The sequence below is a fragment of the Lysinibacillus sp. genome (genome assembly GCF_032093475.1).
GTDB classification, from domain to species: Bacteria; Bacillota; Bacilli; order Bacillales_A; family Planococcaceae; genus Lysinibacillus; species Lysinibacillus irui.
The window spans coordinates 39656-54735 of record NZ_DAMDAY010000008.1 but is presented as its reverse complement, the minus strand read 5'-3'; the positions used below and the strand labels follow the sequence as shown (position 1 = coordinate 54735).

21 protein-coding genes are annotated in these 15080 nt (G+C 35.7%); 8 read left to right on the top strand and 13 right to left on the bottom strand.

What is annotated here, in order from left to right; all coding sequences use genetic code 11:
• Window positions 1–217 precede the first annotated feature (217 nt).
• On the top strand, window positions 218–478 hold the full coding sequence (locus tag RT445_RS03795) for a hypothetical protein (protein ID WP_274794825.1): 261 nt from the start codon (window positions 218–220) through the stop codon (window positions 476–478).
• Window positions 479–533: 55 nt separating this feature from the next.
• On the opposite strand, the gene RT445_RS03790 is transcribed toward RT445_RS03795, so the two are convergent.
• Window positions 534–1268 (bottom strand): polysaccharide deacetylase family protein, encoded by a 735-nt coding sequence (locus tag RT445_RS03790; protein WP_274794826.1) that lies wholly within the window; start codon window positions 1266–1268, stop codon window positions 534–536.
• Between the two features lie 270 nt (window positions 1269–1538).
• On the opposite strand from RT445_RS03790, the gene RT445_RS03785 reads away from it, so the two are divergent.
• The 4 genes from RT445_RS03785 to RT445_RS03770 all read left to right on the top strand — a co-directional run bounded on the left by RT445_RS03785 (window position 1539) and on the right by RT445_RS03770 (window position 3551).
• The gene (locus RT445_RS03785; RefSeq protein WP_274794827.1) at window positions 1539–1661 is read left to right on the top strand and encodes a hypothetical protein; all 123 of its coding nucleotides are present in this window, start codon (window positions 1539–1541) and stop codon (window positions 1659–1661) included.
• A 160-nt stretch (window positions 1662–1821) separates the two neighbouring features.
• Complete coding sequence (locus RT445_RS03780) at window positions 1822–2124, top strand: YunC family protein (RefSeq protein ID WP_274794828.1); 303 nt, start codon at window positions 1822–1824, stop codon at window positions 2122–2124.
• Between the two features lie 107 nt (window positions 2125–2231).
• The gene (locus tag RT445_RS03775) at window positions 2232–2858 is read left to right on the top strand and encodes a DUF2238 domain-containing protein (RefSeq protein ID WP_312506551.1); all 627 of its coding nucleotides are present in this window, start codon (window positions 2232–2234) and stop codon (window positions 2856–2858) included.
• A 48-nt stretch (window positions 2859–2906) separates the two neighbouring features.
• Window positions 2907–3551, top strand: coding sequence for an SIMPL domain-containing protein (locus RT445_RS03770; RefSeq protein WP_274794830.1), 645 nt, complete (start codon window positions 2907–2909; stop codon window positions 3549–3551).
• Between the two features lie 40 nt (window positions 3552–3591).
• Here RT445_RS03770 and RT445_RS03765 read toward each other — a convergent pair whose 3' ends face one another.
• The 5 genes from RT445_RS03765 to RT445_RS03745 all read right to left on the bottom strand — a co-directional run bounded on the left by RT445_RS03765 (window position 3592) and on the right by RT445_RS03745 (window position 7393).
• Entirely contained in the window at window positions 3592–4239 is a 648-nt protein-coding gene (locus RT445_RS03765) for a uridine kinase family protein (RefSeq protein ID WP_274794831.1), read from the bottom strand.
• A gap of 86 nt (window positions 4240–4325) precedes the next feature.
• Window positions 4326–4874: a histidine phosphatase family protein gene (locus RT445_RS03760; protein ID WP_274794832.1), complete on the bottom strand. Its 549-nt coding sequence runs from the start codon at window positions 4872–4874 to the stop codon at window positions 4326–4328.
• A 20-nt stretch (window positions 4875–4894) separates the two neighbouring features.
• Entirely contained in the window at window positions 4895–5767 is an 873-nt protein-coding gene (locus tag RT445_RS03755; RefSeq protein ID WP_274794833.1) for a DUF4097 family beta strand repeat-containing protein, read from the bottom strand.
• Window positions 5768–5781: 14 nt separating this feature from the next.
• Window positions 5782–6480: an ABC transporter permease gene (locus RT445_RS03750; protein ID WP_312506552.1), complete on the bottom strand. Its 699-nt coding sequence runs from the start codon at window positions 6478–6480 to the stop codon at window positions 5782–5784.
• Entirely contained in the window at window positions 6473–7393 is a 921-nt protein-coding gene (locus RT445_RS03745) for an ABC transporter ATP-binding protein (protein ID WP_312506553.1), read from the bottom strand. Before RT445_RS03745 ends, RT445_RS03750 begins: the two co-directional genes overlap by 8 nt.
• A gap of 157 nt (window positions 7394–7550) precedes the next feature.
• Between RT445_RS03745 and RT445_RS03740 the strand changes: the two genes are divergently transcribed.
• From RT445_RS03740 to RT445_RS03730, 3 genes are all read left to right on the top strand, one after another.
• Window positions 7551–8273 (top strand): response regulator transcription factor, encoded by a 723-nt coding sequence (locus RT445_RS03740; protein WP_312506554.1) that lies wholly within the window; start codon window positions 7551–7553, stop codon window positions 8271–8273.
• Window positions 8264–9358, top strand: a complete 1095-nt coding sequence (locus tag RT445_RS03735; protein WP_312506555.1) for a sensor histidine kinase — start codon at window positions 8264–8266, stop codon at window positions 9356–9358. Before RT445_RS03740 ends, RT445_RS03735 begins: the two co-directional genes overlap by 10 nt.
• Before the next feature lie 98 nt (window positions 9359–9456).
• Entirely contained in the window at window positions 9457–9699 is a 243-nt protein-coding gene (locus RT445_RS03730) for a hypothetical protein (protein WP_004231701.1), read from the top strand.
• 48 nt (window positions 9700–9747) lie between these two features.
• On the opposite strand, the gene RT445_RS03725 is transcribed toward RT445_RS03730, so the two are convergent.
• The 7 genes from RT445_RS03725 to RT445_RS03695 form a co-directional block, all read right to left on the bottom strand.
• On the bottom strand, window positions 9748–9906 hold the full coding sequence (locus RT445_RS03725) for a DUF1540 domain-containing protein (RefSeq protein ID WP_004231699.1): 159 nt from the start codon (window positions 9904–9906) through the stop codon (window positions 9748–9750).
• Between the two features lie 103 nt (window positions 9907–10009).
• A complete protein-coding gene (locus tag RT445_RS03720) occupies window positions 10010–10894 on the bottom strand; it encodes a helix-turn-helix domain-containing protein (RefSeq protein WP_312506556.1) in 885 nt (294 codons plus the stop codon).
• A 67-nt stretch (window positions 10895–10961) separates the two neighbouring features.
• A complete protein-coding gene (locus RT445_RS03715) occupies window positions 10962–12224 on the bottom strand; it encodes an erythromycin esterase family protein (RefSeq protein ID WP_312506557.1) in 1263 nt (420 codons plus the stop codon).
• A gap of 18 nt (window positions 12225–12242) precedes the next feature.
• Complete coding sequence (locus RT445_RS03710; protein ID WP_274794839.1) at window positions 12243–12980, bottom strand: ABC transporter permease; 738 nt, start codon at window positions 12978–12980, stop codon at window positions 12243–12245.
• Window positions 12980–13690 (bottom strand): ABC transporter permease, encoded by a 711-nt coding sequence (locus RT445_RS03705; protein ID WP_313469728.1) that lies wholly within the window; start codon window positions 13688–13690, stop codon window positions 12980–12982. The genes RT445_RS03710 and RT445_RS03705 overlap by 1 nt, the downstream gene beginning before the upstream one ends.
• On the bottom strand, window positions 13687–14598 hold the full coding sequence (locus RT445_RS03700; protein WP_312506559.1) for an ABC transporter ATP-binding protein: 912 nt from the start codon (window positions 14596–14598) through the stop codon (window positions 13687–13689). Before RT445_RS03700 ends, RT445_RS03705 begins: the two co-directional genes overlap by 4 nt.
• A gap of 136 nt (window positions 14599–14734) precedes the next feature.
• The coding region (locus tag RT445_RS03695; RefSeq protein ID WP_313469726.1) for a sensor histidine kinase at window positions 14735–15080 on the bottom strand (346 nt) is incomplete at its 5' end.

Below are 15080 nucleotides of genomic sequence, written 5' to 3'. Positions count from 1 at the left end.
CCTAAACGCTCACAAAGAATGGAACACTGTAAGCTATTTAGTTCTTTTTTTCTTGCCAATTTCCTTGCACTTATAAATTCCTCCAGCCACTTATCTGTTGACACGACTGCCATGTCATCACCTCTATATAGCATATGTTGGAATAGACAATCGGCTAGTGATAAATGCATCAAACCGCATATATTAGCTTGTAATGACATCGAAAGGAGGGATATGTGTGAATCCATCTGATGCTTATAATCTCTGCTGTAAATATCATGGAAAACGTGTAAGGATTTCGGATTCATCTGGTAGAGTACATGTTGGGGAAATCACAAGGGTAGACAGAAGACAGGTATGGATTCTACCTGATAGAAGATATAGTGGTTATGGTTTAGGATTTTGGGGATTCGGGGGATATAGAGGTGCCGGTTTTGGCTATGGAATAGCTTTAGGAACAATATTAGGTATTGCACTAGCTCCAATTATTTTCTTCTAAATCAAACTATGAAAAATAAGCCATTTCAAACCTAGTTGAGATGGCTTATTTTTCGTTATTGAATTTGCTCTTGTTGCTGTTTACTTTCAATCAACTCGGATATTGTGACAAATGAATAGCCTTGTTTTTTTAATGCGGGTATTATTTCTTCTAGTGCCTTAATCGTTTGCGAACGGTTCCCGCCACCATCATGAAATAAAATGACATCTCCAGGTCTTGTTCCCTTCATCACCTTTTGCACTATTTTCTTGACACCAGGCTCCTTCCAATCTTGAGTATCCTGATGCCAAGACCACATTACGACCTTGTAGCCGTCCTTAACAGCAGCATTTATCATAGCATCCGTATAATTTCCACCAACGGGACGGAATAAAACTGGGGAAAAACCAGTAATACTATAAATCGTGTCATTCGTTTGTTGAAGCTCTTCTTGCAATTTTTTGATGGAAACTTTAAATGGATGTGTATACGTATGATTTGCTAATTCATGCCCTTCTGTATAAGAACGTAAAACAAGCTCTGGATACTTCTCTGCATTTTTTCCAATAATAAAAAAGGTTGCTTTAGCATCATATTTAGCTAGTAAGTCAAGCACTGCAGCCGTGTATTTTGGATGTGGGCCATCGTCAAAGGTAAGGGCAACAATTTTATCTTCTGTATTGATATCCCATACAACTTTACCTGTCTCTTCATAATAAGGGCGCCCCTTATCTGCATAGCCTTTCATTCCTAAAAATCCCGAGATGATTAAAAAGCAAACTGTTAGAAGCAGTACATAATTACGTGTCATAGCATCACCTCCCAAGTCCAACATTCAGAACTCCGTCAACTTACTATTTACGAATTACAGTGAATTATACTTCCAAAAGGACTGACGGTTTTCTCCTTTAATTATTTCAAAAAAACATTATGAACTACATAAAATTTTGAACAATATGTGAAAGGTTATGAATAGACCTTTATTTTTTTATGATCTAATGTAAAATAAAATCATCATTGATATATAACAGATTCACAAATAAATTAAATGTTATGTAACACAATAAAGGAGATGACATATATGTGGGTTATTACGGTTTTTGAAAAAAATACGTATCGCATGTTTGAATACAGTACTAAAAGTGAGGCAACAATTGCTTTAAATAATTTTAAGCAAACCGCTTTACTTTCTTATACAAAATAAAGGTAAAGGAATCTATTCATTACGAGTAGATTTTTTTTGGTTTTTTCCATATAACTAATTGATTAGTTTAGTTGTCACCTTCTTTCACATTTTTTTAATAGAAATGTTGAACACCTTACTCACCATCACCATATGTATATAGAGAAAAGGAGTGATTTTGATGGTGACAATTGAACCTATTATGATTAAAGGGCATTTCTTCACAGCAGTAGTTGTTCAATTACCTAAAACAACGCTACTGACCATTTCCAATAATACGGGCTATATTATGTGTGGAGCATTAGATGTTGGTCTTTTAAATAGTCGCTTAGTTGATCGAAAAATTGTTGCTGGTCGTGCAGTTGGGGTGAAGACAATTGATGAGCTTTTAACAGCTCCATTAGAATCGGTAACATATGAAGCAGAGCAGCTTGGTATTACAGAAGGAATGTCTGGCGTAGAAGCACTTTTAAAAATGATTTAACATACTAAAAGCGTCAGTTCTAGAGTAACTAGACGCTTTTTCTTACTACTTCTTGAATAAGCAATTTCCCCCTTCCCCATACTGTGGGACAAAGGGAGTGTATCATTATGAATAATCGGAAACATTTTAAGATACATGTAACATTACTTGCTATCGTCCTGATTGTCTTCGTCTGGTCTGTCATTAAGCCATCCTCCTACTTAGATTGGCTAGCAGAAGTAAGCCCTGGCATTGTGGCGATTATTGTTGTTGTTTGTATTTATAATAAATTTCGCTTCACAACATTTTCTTACTTTATCATTGCCCTACTTTCAATCCTTACTTTTATAGGTGGGCATTATACCTATTCGGAAGTCCCTCTTTTTAACTGGATAAAAGAAGAGTTTCATTTACAACGTAATCACTATGATCGCTTTGGCCATTTTTTAAAAGGTTTATTAGCTATTGTTATAAGAGAAATACTACTTAGAAAGACTACGCTTACTAAAGGAGCTTGGTTAACAGGCATAACAATTAGTATTTTGCTTGCAATTGCTGCATTTTATGAAATCATCGAATGGTTAAGCACAAGAGTCTCGAAGGGCAGTAAAGGGGCAAAAGACTTTTTAGGAATGCAGGGAGATCGCTGGGATGCTCAATGGGACATGTTTTTAGCCTTGCTAGGAACAATTTTAACCTTATTATTATTTACAAAGCTCCATAATAAATTATTAAAAAAACTAGACAAGTCATAAACTTTTTTGCATAGCTTATACTATAAAGCTCACGAAGGGTGGTATTGTATGTACTATGCACAGGTCAATCAACAAGCAACCCATACATCGCGTGTTATGACTGTAACTGGCAACGGACAGGTAAAGGCTACGCCCACTTCTGCTCAACTACAAATTGAAGTTCAAACACAAGGGGATAATGTCCAGGTGCCACAACAGGAGAATGCGATCATTATGAATCAAGTCATTCAATCACTCGTAGCGCTTGGTATTCCAAGAGAACAAATTCAAACAACAAGTTATACAATTACACCGCTATATCAGTTTGAAGATGGCAAGCAAATTTTTAATGGCTATGAAGTGATTAATGCCGTTACTGTCAACGTAACGAATATAGACGATCTTGGCTTAATCATTGATACTGCCATAGAGCATGGGGCAAATCGTATTGCCAACATTCAGTTCAATATTGACCATACAGATGCTTACTATCAGCAAGCATTAAGAGTAGCCCTTCAAAATGCTCTATTGAAGGCAAAAACGATTGCGGAAACCATGCATCTTCCTTTACAACCTCTCCCAATTGAAATTGTCGAGGAGCAGGTTAACACACCTATCCTTTATCGTTCTATGGTTGATGCCTCTGGAAATACACCTATCGCACAAGGGCAAGTAGCAATCCAAGCTACTGTTCGCGTAACATATCAATACTAACAAATAGAGCCTTCTGCTTGTGGCGATGAAGGCTCTTTTATTATTTTACAAAAATATTTTTCTCAATATGAAATTCATTTTGATGTGTTTTAATCACCACATCAAAATGCTGACTATACGGATGCATAAATAACTCATATTGAATACGTCGTTCATTATGTGACTGCTTTAAATAATTGAGTTCTGTTCCTCTTTCGTTTACATCACGTCCAGATCTTCTCATTAGTTCTGTAGCTTCATCTGTATAAAAGTAAATTTTTAAGTCAAATAACTCCGGATTTATAAACGCTACACTCATACCTTCAACAATCGTAATTGGCCTTTTGGAAGAAACGAAAGAACTTTTCATATAATGTGTATCGATGGTCCATAAATCTAGTCCTTCTTTTATCATCTGAACATCTCTTTCCAATGAAGGTAGATGATGTGCAGCAGGATGACAAGCAGTCATTTTAAAACGATGATCCTGATGTTGATATGTATAATCAATGATTGCCTGTTTGCGTATATCTGAACTCACAATATACGGATCCGTATTCATATAATTCACTTCATCTCGATTTAAAGCATTTATTAATTTATGGGCAAACGTTGTTTTTCCTGCAGCTCCATGCCCTGAAATGCCAATGATTATCCTTTTATCAGCTAACGTAATCCATGTTAAAATATCTTTTAAAATGGTCTCCATTATACACTCCTTCTTTTATATAGAACAATTTCTCTGAAATCATACTAAAAGGTATGATAAGACACTCCTACCATACCACCTTGTATTTAAAAATCCGGATTCCATACTCGCTCTATTCTGACATTGCTATGCTTTTTACTTAATCGAAAAACATCTGGATTGCTTAAATTTTTCCAGCTTTGAAAATCAACGTCCTTATCATAATACTTCAATAACAATGCAATGATATTGCCATGACTTACGATTACTGTACTCGCAACATTTCGAGCAAATGCTTCTTCTACAACATTTACAATTCGATTCATCGCTTCTTTACTAGATTCGCCACCATCAAATGTTAAATCCAAATCGATAAATGTTGCCTGTAATTTTTCATACCAATCCGGTAAATCTCTAGTACTTAAAAGTCGCTCTGAAAGTCTTTCCTCAATTTCTATCGTAATATTATCCTTCGTACTTAGTGGTTCTATGGATTGAATTGCTCTTAAAAAAGGGCTAGAAAGAATTCGATCAATTTTTATATCCTTGAAAAAATCTACTAAACTTTCCGCCTGCTTTTTTCCCTCCTGCGTTAAAGAGGCATCTTCAGATTGCCCTTCTGCTAGACAATGTCTAATGACGTAAATCTCCCCCATAAAAGCCCCTTTATTTGTATTTATTTAACATTTATTATACCTGCTTTACTGACTAGTTCCAACTTATTTGACGACTCTCCAATTGTCCCACTCATTGAATTTCCACTCACATCTTTTTTGTTTAAACCTTTTAAATCAACAGTAATGTCTGCTGAATCACTCGAAGCTGAAAGCTCTAATGATTGTGGGTTATTTTTATAAGAAATCGTAATATCTCCTGAACCAGTTTCAATAGATAATGATTTTTTTTCTTCTATCTCTTTCAAAACAACTTCACCGCTAGATGAAGTAATTTTCGTCTTTGTGCTAGAAACGTTAGTAATGTAGCTATCACCATTCGTAGCACTTATTAATAATTCTTCCAGAGAGCTATCTGAAATATTTATTTCCCCATCCTTCGATGTAAGTTCTCCTTTATTGGCAGCAAGCCCCTTCATTATAGTTGAGCCTGATTCACTTGATATTGTCATGACCTCAGTTGCTAAATGATTAAGGCGAAGATCGCCATAACTATTTCTTATTGCAATTAATTTAACTGAATTCTTTGGTATAGCAATGTGAATAGTTCCTTTTTCACCAATACTAATATTTTTTAGAATACCTACTTCTGTATCTCTTTGAAATACACTTATTTTTTGACCATCTTCTTTTATTTCCACAGGGTCACTTTGTTTCTTTTGCTTATTTCCTTTAATATTAATTTTCAGTTCCTCTGAATCTGTATTTTCTAATACAATATTCCACGACTCATTGTCTATTTCTAGTATTTGAATTTGCTGTCCATCAAAAGACTTTTGTTTTTCATAGCTTTGCTCCCCATTTAGTTTCAAAACAACTAATAGTCCACCTACTAGAATAAAAAATAGCAGAGTCGTTACAATGGTTTTTTTCATCAAATCTCCTCATTTCACGTTAGATCCACTTTATCAACTTTGCGGTAGGATAGATAACCTACAAAAAAACCTACTAAACACAACATAATTGGCACAGCAATGATTTGAAATAAACTAGAGGAGGTAGAGCCATCAGAAATTGTAGCGTTAATGACAAATCCAATGAATACAGCTGATGTAATGGTTGAGGCGGTTGATTTTTTTCGCATACCAAAGTACAACGGTATTAAGCTTACGCCAGCTGTCATAAAAGCACTTAGTAGCAGCGAAGGAACTGTCTCAAGCATTTCTTTTAAGTCAGTAGATTCCCCAAAAAGACCCAATGTCGGATTTAAAAAATAAATAAGTAAATTGATAACGATTGTTGCACTTATGATGCTTACAAAACAAAAGCTAAAGACGAGAAGAAGCTTAGCGACTATAATTTTTTTTCTTTTCAATGGATATGAAAATAATAATTGAACTGTTTTATTTTTATATTCATCGATAACTAGACGTGCAAGAATAACACTCGAAAAAATAATAAAGACAATTCTAATTAAAATGTTCGTTAACGACATAAATTCTGTGTAATTCTGAAACTCACTATCCCCCTCAGACCCCACCGCAATTAATGTAACAGCTACAAAAATACCTATTATACTAATGATTAAGCCATTAAAATAACCCGCCATCCGATTCTTTTTCCACTCTAGCCTTAGTAGTTTAAGCATGTTGATTTCCCCCATTAATCAGTTTTAAAAAATACTCTTCTAAATGCTGTTGTTGCTTTTCAATACTATGAACGACGATGCCATTAACAATGAGTTCTTTATTAATTTGAGATGATGAATTATTTTCATCAAATATACGCACCCTCTGTTGACTCGCGATTTCATAGTTTCGAATGTTCAAACTCTCCAGGACATTCGTTGTTTTCTTTAAATCGTCCACCGTGATTTCAAGATATTCCATTGTTTCTTTTCGAATATCATCCATCCTGACTTCTTTTAGTAATTTTCCATGCTGAAGAATGCCTACTGTATCCGCGATAGATTCAATCTCTGATACAATATGACTCGAGATTAAAATTGTGATGCCATACTCTTCTTTTAGTAGCACTAGCAATTCACGCACCTCTTTAATGCCAATCGGGTCAAGACCATTAATCGGTTCATCTAAAATTAAAATCTCTGGCTTGGTAACAATGGCACGCGCAATCCCTAATCTTTGCTTCATTCCCAAGGAAAATTCACTAATCTTTTTATTTTCAACACCTAGCAGGCCAACTATTTTGAGAGCTTCGTCAGCTGCCTTTTTTTCATAAATGCCCATATATTCGCAATGTAGTTCTAAATTCTCCTTTGCTGACAGCCTTTCATAGAATTCGGGGTACTCAATAATGCTTCCTATTTTGCTTAAATATTGATAGGAAGTCCTCGTAACAGGTTGATTAAAAACTTTAATGTCACCAGATGTAGGTTTTATTAAATTTAAAATCATTTTCATAATGGTCGTTTTCCCCGCTCCATTCGGACCTAAGAAACCATAAATCTCTCCTGGCCGAATATTCATATTGACACTAGAGATGGTCTCTACTCCTTTAAAACTTTTATTTAATTGTTTAATTTCAATAACAGATTCCACAGTTTTAGCTCCTCACCATTTTGTTTTCGTTACTTTAAGCTTAATAAAGAAAAGTAAAAATAAAGTAAACACAATGGAAAATGACCGTAATATTATTTACTGAATGAGGATTTCAAAACTAGAAGCTGTTATGATGAAAAGGAAAAGAGGGATAAAAGTGGAAACGGCAAATATCTTAATCGTGGATGATGAATTGGGCATTTTAAAATTATTAGATATTACACTACGGAAAGAGAACTTTATAAATATTGAGACTTCTTCAACGGGTAAAGGAACTCTACAGCTTGTTAAGGACAATGATTACGATGTCATTCTGCTGGATATTATGCTACCTGATATTAGTGGCTTTGAGTTATGTACGGAAATACGTAAGCATACCAACACACCTATAATTTTTGTCAGCGCTCGGTCAACAGATTTTGATAAATTAACTGGTTTAGGTATTGGCGGCGACGATTATATAACAAAACCATTTAATCCTTTAGAGGTTGTAGCTAGAATAAAAGTTATTCTTCGACGTCAAAAAATGTATGAGGCTGCTCAGCAACAACAAAGTATTAAGTACGATTTTGGTTATTTTGCCTTTAATCCGGAGTCGGCGACGCTGAAAGTAGATCATCAAATTGTTGAATGCACCGCTAAAGAACTGGAGCTTCTGCACTTCTTCTGTAAAAACCCAAATCGTATTTATACAACTTCTCAACTTTACGAATTTGTCTGGGGAAATGATGTTTATGGTGAGGAGAAGACTGTTACCATTCATATTTCGAAATTACGAAAAAAACTTGGGGATGATACGCGTAAACCTAAAATAATCGTTAATCTGCGAGGCATTGGCTATAAATTTATCCCACCAAAAGAGGGATTATTATGCGAATAAATACTCGATTTACACTACATCTCGCTTTGGGGATCATACTGTGGATACTTTTTAGCGGCATTTGCATTTTAATCGGGCTTGAAGGTATTCTTCCAATCTTTAAGCACACTGTTAGTGAAGATTATGAGAATTTGCTGGTACTATGGATTTTTTGCTTTAGCACGTTAATTTGCATTGCTGTATTTGGCTGGTATTTTGGAGGTCCGCTCGGTTTTATCATGACTTGGATTCAGCAGCTTTCACAGGAAAACTACATAAAACCAAATGGACTTTCTAAGATTTATAACCGGAAAGGCAAACTTCGTATGCGCTTTATGCTATACCAAGAGGTACTAGAACATCTACAATCCTTATCAGCAAAACTCAAGGCTGCCGAAATAGAAAGAGCCCAAGTGGAACAAGCAAAACAAGAATGGATAGCTGGTATATCTCATGATTTGAAAACACCACTTACCTATATTACAGGCTACTCTACACTATTATTAAACGATCAATATGAATGGTCGAAGGAAGAAGCACATAGTTTTATTCAGGAAATTGCTGATAAAGGAAAACATATGGAGGAGTTAATTCAAGATTTAAGTCTCGTTATTCAGTTAAATAATACAAATGGAAAACTACCCCTTCACAAAACAAAACATGATATTGTTGAATTTACAAAAAGAATTGTTGCTAACATAAGCAATTATCCACAAGCAGAAAAATATATATTGCATTTTCAAGCAGATAAAAATTCTATAAACATTGATTTTGACACTAAATACATGCAGCGGATATTGCAAAATATTTTAATGAACTCGATTATCCACAACCCTCAGAACACTGATATTTATACACATATTTTTGATAGCGATCAATTTGTTGAAATTCACATTGTGGATAACGGAGTTGGTATGTCTCCCGAGATGACAGAGAATATATTCCAACAGTATTATCGTGGGACAACTACAGATACCTCTTCTGAAGGCACTGGATTAGGCATGGCAATTGTTTATAACCTTGTTCAAGCACATAGTGGCACTATTTCTGTAGAAAGCGAGCTTGCTAAAGGGACTACATTCACCATTAGACTTCCGAAAAGATAACATAACACTAGCATTTATTTCTAAAGAACATCATTCATGAAACCTTATTGTAGCTCATATAATTAGACATCATAAATTGGTTCAATAAGGAGGATTCAATGCAATCTGAAAAATTGCGACTAAGGAAGATCCAGCGTCTTGCATATGAAATCATGGATGAGATGCACAAAGAGAAACATCGCACTGAAATGCACAAATTAATTCCGATTATTGATAATTTGTCGCGGGCAATTGGAGATTTAACAGATTCTGTTGGTAAATACTCGTTGGATTATGTAGAAGAAAAAGTAAAAAATGCGCATGCACTTTTATTTAACAAAGAAAAAGTGGATATTTATTAATAAAGACAGGGATAAAGGGTAATCATATTCATGATTACCCTTTAGTCATTAATGCGTTTCAGGTTCGAATGTTTTACAGTCTGTTTCCTCACTGTTGGAAGCATGTTGTCCCTTCTGGCTGACAACATAAATTTTTTCTGCAGTACATTTGTTTCCAGAATCCCAAAATGTACAGTTATTGACTTCACAAAGAATTTCTTGTGCCATCGTTTCACACCTCCTCTTTATTAGCTTTAACAAATTAGAGGTAAACGATACGTTATTAATCAAAGTCAATCACTGGTGAAGCTTGAATAACAAAGCATCAAAATCAATCCATGCTAAAGTCTAAATTAGCTGGTTGTTTAGGTAATCGTTCCTGTGAAAGCATGTTAGTTGAAGGTACCTTGTCGTCGACTTCCTCAAAGCGGAAACCATCTGCCCATACCTTACCCGAGCCAATCAATAACACACCAAAATAAATGGAATCACCTTCTTCAGGCACATCTAACACAATAGAATAGTGATTCCATTCGGTAGTCCCTTTTACAGACCGTTGATCCATATTGTCAAATTGAATCGTATCACCCGTAGCATTGTCAATGCGCATCCATGCACCACATTTGGCAGCATCTACAGTCTTTAAATAGCATGACATTTTCAAGCGCTTGCCTTTAAATTCAGCTGCTTGAAAGCCCTGCATCATCGTAGCGAATTGTCCATTATTCGCTGAAGCGGTTGAAGAATACAATACTCCCGAACGAGTTCCTGAATGAAATACCTTGTCATCTGTATGAAATTGATATAACTCAGGATTCCCACCGCTCAACATCCAACCCTTAACCTGTTCATTTGATACCACTAATTTTTCCTCCTCCGTCATGCTTAATGATTGCATCATTTTTCGATACTTCCCTGGCGGCAAAGCGTAAATTTCTTTAAAAGCTCGTGTAAAAGCTTCTTGTGATTGAAACTGAAGTGTAAATGCAATTGTTAATATCGATGCATTGGAGTACATTAAATAACTTGCCGCCAAAGCTAGTCGGCGTATACGAATATACTCACCAATTGTTAATCCAGTTTCTTGTTTGAAAATGCGACTTAGATGATATTTCGAATAGCCAGCAGTATGAGGAAGGTGCTCAAGTGTCATTTCTTCCGTCAACTGCTCCTCAATAAAGGCAATGGTCCTTTGCGTTGCCTGACTATACTCCATGTTACTCACCTCATCTTCATCATACTGGAGAAGGAAAAAGCTTTTTTGATAAAGGTTGCTAATTTTTTTAATCGATTATTTTGGTTGGCGTTGCTTCTTGTACAACAATAAGACCATCATAAGCTTCAACAGGTGTCATTTTAATGGTATACAGCATTTGTGTTAGCTTATACCATGGACGAAAATCGTCACCGACATTGCCCATTCTTTGGCTTTTAGAAAGAATACTTGCTAATTCCTCTGATTGACTAGCATGTTCAAAATCTACATAAAAAATAGTATCGTTAACCTCACTAAAAGCATCTACTAAAGCATTATGATGTTCAATCGTGTATTCCTTTCGTTCACCAGACCCATTTTGTGCTTGGAATGTATTTTTTACAAAGTCTGTACCAATCGCAAAATATTGATCTTTATATTGCTCGTTTAAATATTGTCCCATCGATTGATATCCTGCCATCGTCGCAGAGGTTTTCTCAATATGACCATTATGTGCTGACATGAATACTTTATCATGCCCTTTCGTGGCTTCATATTCAACAATCCATTGTAAATTTTCAGCTAAATATTCATCTCGTAAATTCATATAGTTTCCATCATTCAAAAATAATTGCGTTCGCTGCTTCATTATTTGAGCATATTGTGCCGCAAAGGAGAAAGCATCCTTCGATGACTTTTTCTCATATGCCTCTCTATTCGATTGTAAATCTTCAATAATTGTATCAATCGTTTTATCCAGTTCTGTTAGCTGATTATTCGATAATTCTCTCATCGTTTTGTTTGAAATATGTTTTAGCTCGGCCTTAAATTTCTCAGCATTCCCCGCATGTACATCTGTATAATAATCTAGCAATCCCTTTTTGCTATAATCATAGCGTTGCATATCATTACCATAGAAATAAATTTTATCTTGTTCTTCGACTGCCAGATTATAGTCGTGCATCCACTGTACTAATTCTACCATTTGTTCGGTTTGGTAGATGCCATAATCTAAAGCTTTTATAGCTTCCTCCGCCGTACCAATACCCTTTAAAATAAATTGGTTAATTTGCTGGGCACCTCCAAAATCCCCTTCTAAAACAAAGACTTGGACATGTTCATTTTTGATCATCGCTTCAAACAGATCTTTTTTTAATGTTTGAAATTCAATATTTCCGTGTGTTGCTTCCCCAAAACCAATAATTTTCACATCATCAGGAATAGAAATATTTTCTATTTCACTAATGTATTGCGAGGCATCTGTTACTGCCTCTCCCTGTCCACACCCTGCTAAAGCAATAAGTAGCAAAGATGCAGTGAATAATCGTAAACTTCGTTTAATCATTGTCATGTCAATACTCCCTTAAGGTTAAATCGCTTTTCGTTGGAAATAGTAATATCCGCCGAGGAAAAATAGGATGAATCCCCCACCTATAACTGTTAGTAATTGCTCCCAAGGCACAAAAAATACATCGTCTGTATTGCCACCTATATACATCATTGAAAATGGTTGTGCCCAAGGATAATATGGACCAACTCGCTCAGAATTTACCGCTAAAATAGAAGGTAACGTAAATATGACATTGACAGCAAAGGGAGCAGCAAAGCTTTTAAACATAATGGACATCCACAATTGTAAGGCTACTAGGGGTAATGTTGCCACCCAGCCTCCTACAATACTTTTCCATACGATCTCTATTGGAAAGGGATCCGTGTAGCCCTTCAGCATACCTACAGCATAGATAGATCCTAAATACAATAATTGCATAGCCAAAACAAGCAGCATAACCAATACATATTTCGCGACAAATACTTTCCCTCTTGTTACAGGCAGTGCTAAAAGCTGCTTCCATCCACCTGACTGATGCTCATATCTACAAATGAGACTTGCAAAAACGCCAGTAATAAGAGGTAAAAATAATAATGCATATGTTAAATTCATTGAGAATAAGGAAATAAACCATTCATTGATTTGAACCCCTGACATAGTATTCTCTAGATTGGCTGATAGTCCAATAAACAAACCTATTATTGGTCCTGCGAAAATAATCGGCACCATTTTTGATTTACGTAACTTAAACCATTCGGCTCGAAGTAGAGCAATCATTATTTCACGTCCCTTCTTGCAAAATCAATCATCCCAACAATATATAGTAAAATACCAATTCCTACGCCTAATAACACATTGATGATTGGCTCATCCCATTGGTTCATTAATGATGGCCATTTCCATATCATCCAATCTGGTAAAACAAATGAAGAATAGGCAAATATCACTCCGAAAATACCTACTGTAATAGGAATCCCTTGATTGTGGCTAACACTCGCAATCCAAAGCTGGAGCGCCAATATAGGCAATGCTGCTAGCGCAGGAAAATAACTAAATTTGGCAACCTCTAAGTAAGGTACAGGTGCTCCTAAGTTTAAAAACAGCCCATAACTAAGCGTAAAAATCATCAGTACTGTGGAAGCCAAAAATAGTAATAGGGTCAACACTGTAAATTTAGATAAATACACGGATAATTTTGAAACAGGTAAGGCAATCAGCTGCTTCCAAGCATTTGTCTCATTTTCAATACTCGCCATGAATGAAGTTAGAATAGCAATGCCCAGCACAATGGCAAGCGGTGTAAAGGAATGGATGTTTAATAAGTAATAGCCCCAATCGTCCTCACTTTGTTGTAATAAATAATCTTTCCTTACTCCGTAATTAACCATTTGTAGGGCGACTACACCCAATGGTCCTAAAAGCGTTAAAAACCATAATCCTTTACGTTTGATCTTCAAGAAATCAGCAGTTAACAATTTACCTATCATATCGCCTGCTCTCCCATCGTCATTTGCAGGAAGATTTCCTCCAATGAGCGTTTCTCTTCCTCTACACGGAATACAGAAATGCCCTCCTGAACAAGGACTTGGACAATATGAGCTACTTTTTCATCCGAGCATTCCTCTAAGAAAATAACGCCATTTTGATAATCTGCCTTAATGCCATTTGCCAGTAAACAGCGCCATCCCTTTTCACTATTATTTACTTTAAATAGTACCTTTGGCTGAGCGAATCTCCGCATCTCCTCAATGGAATCTTGGAATATCAATTTCCCCTTAGATACTATACCTACTTGTGTAGCCATTTGATCGATCTCTGATAATAAATGACTGGAAATTATAATCGTCATGCCGTATTCCTTCGGTAGTCGTTTAATTAAATTACGAATTTCAATAATGCCTGAAGGGTCGAGACCATTAGTAGGTTCATCTAGAATGAGTAATTCAGGATTATGTAGTAGTGAAGCTGCTATTCCAAGACGTTGCTTCATACCTAGCGAAAAGCCCTTAACCTTCTTATTGGCAGCCTCTTTCAAACGAACAATTTCTAGAACCTCATCTATTCGAGATTTAGGCACACCTAAAATTTTTCTTAGCGCCTCCAAATTCTCATAGGCTGTTAAATGTGGATAATACGAAGGATTTTCTACTAACGAGCCGACATTAGCTAAGATTTGGATACGCTCCTTTGTAATATCCTTTTGGAAGATTTTTATTGTCCCTGAGGATGGCTTCATTAAACCAAGAAGCATACGAATCGTTGTTGTTTTTCCTGCCCCATTCGGTCCTAAAAATCCATATATTTCGCCTTTTCGTATTTGCAAGTTCAAATTTGCTACAGCTTGCTCTTTTCCAAAGCGTTTTGATAAGTTTTGTGTTTGTACGATATATTCCATTGTCCTCACCTCTTTCATTATCATAAGAATAGAAGTTTAAAAATAGGTAAGGGCCAAGTTTAAATTTTGTTTAAAAATGTCTACCATCATCAAATGCCAAGCTTTCACTACACTAAAAATAAAAATCTGCGAGCCTTTACTTCCCAAGCTTCGCAGATTGCATAACATTTTTGATTATAATTTTTGTGCCAGATTGACTAGAAGTTATTTCCCACTCTAAATCCATACCCTTTACCATAATATCGACAATAGATAGACCAATCCCTGCTCCTTTTGCATTGGATTCATTTTTCATCCCTTGACCATGATCCTCAATAATAAATGCTTTATAGCTATCCGTGGATTTTGTTTTCACACTTATATATTTACCACTGTAAGCGTGACGTAGCACATTTTGAAAGATATTATCAAATATTCGCCCTAGCCATAATGGATCAACACTCCACTCATTGGATTCAAATGCTTGCAGTTCAATATCGATA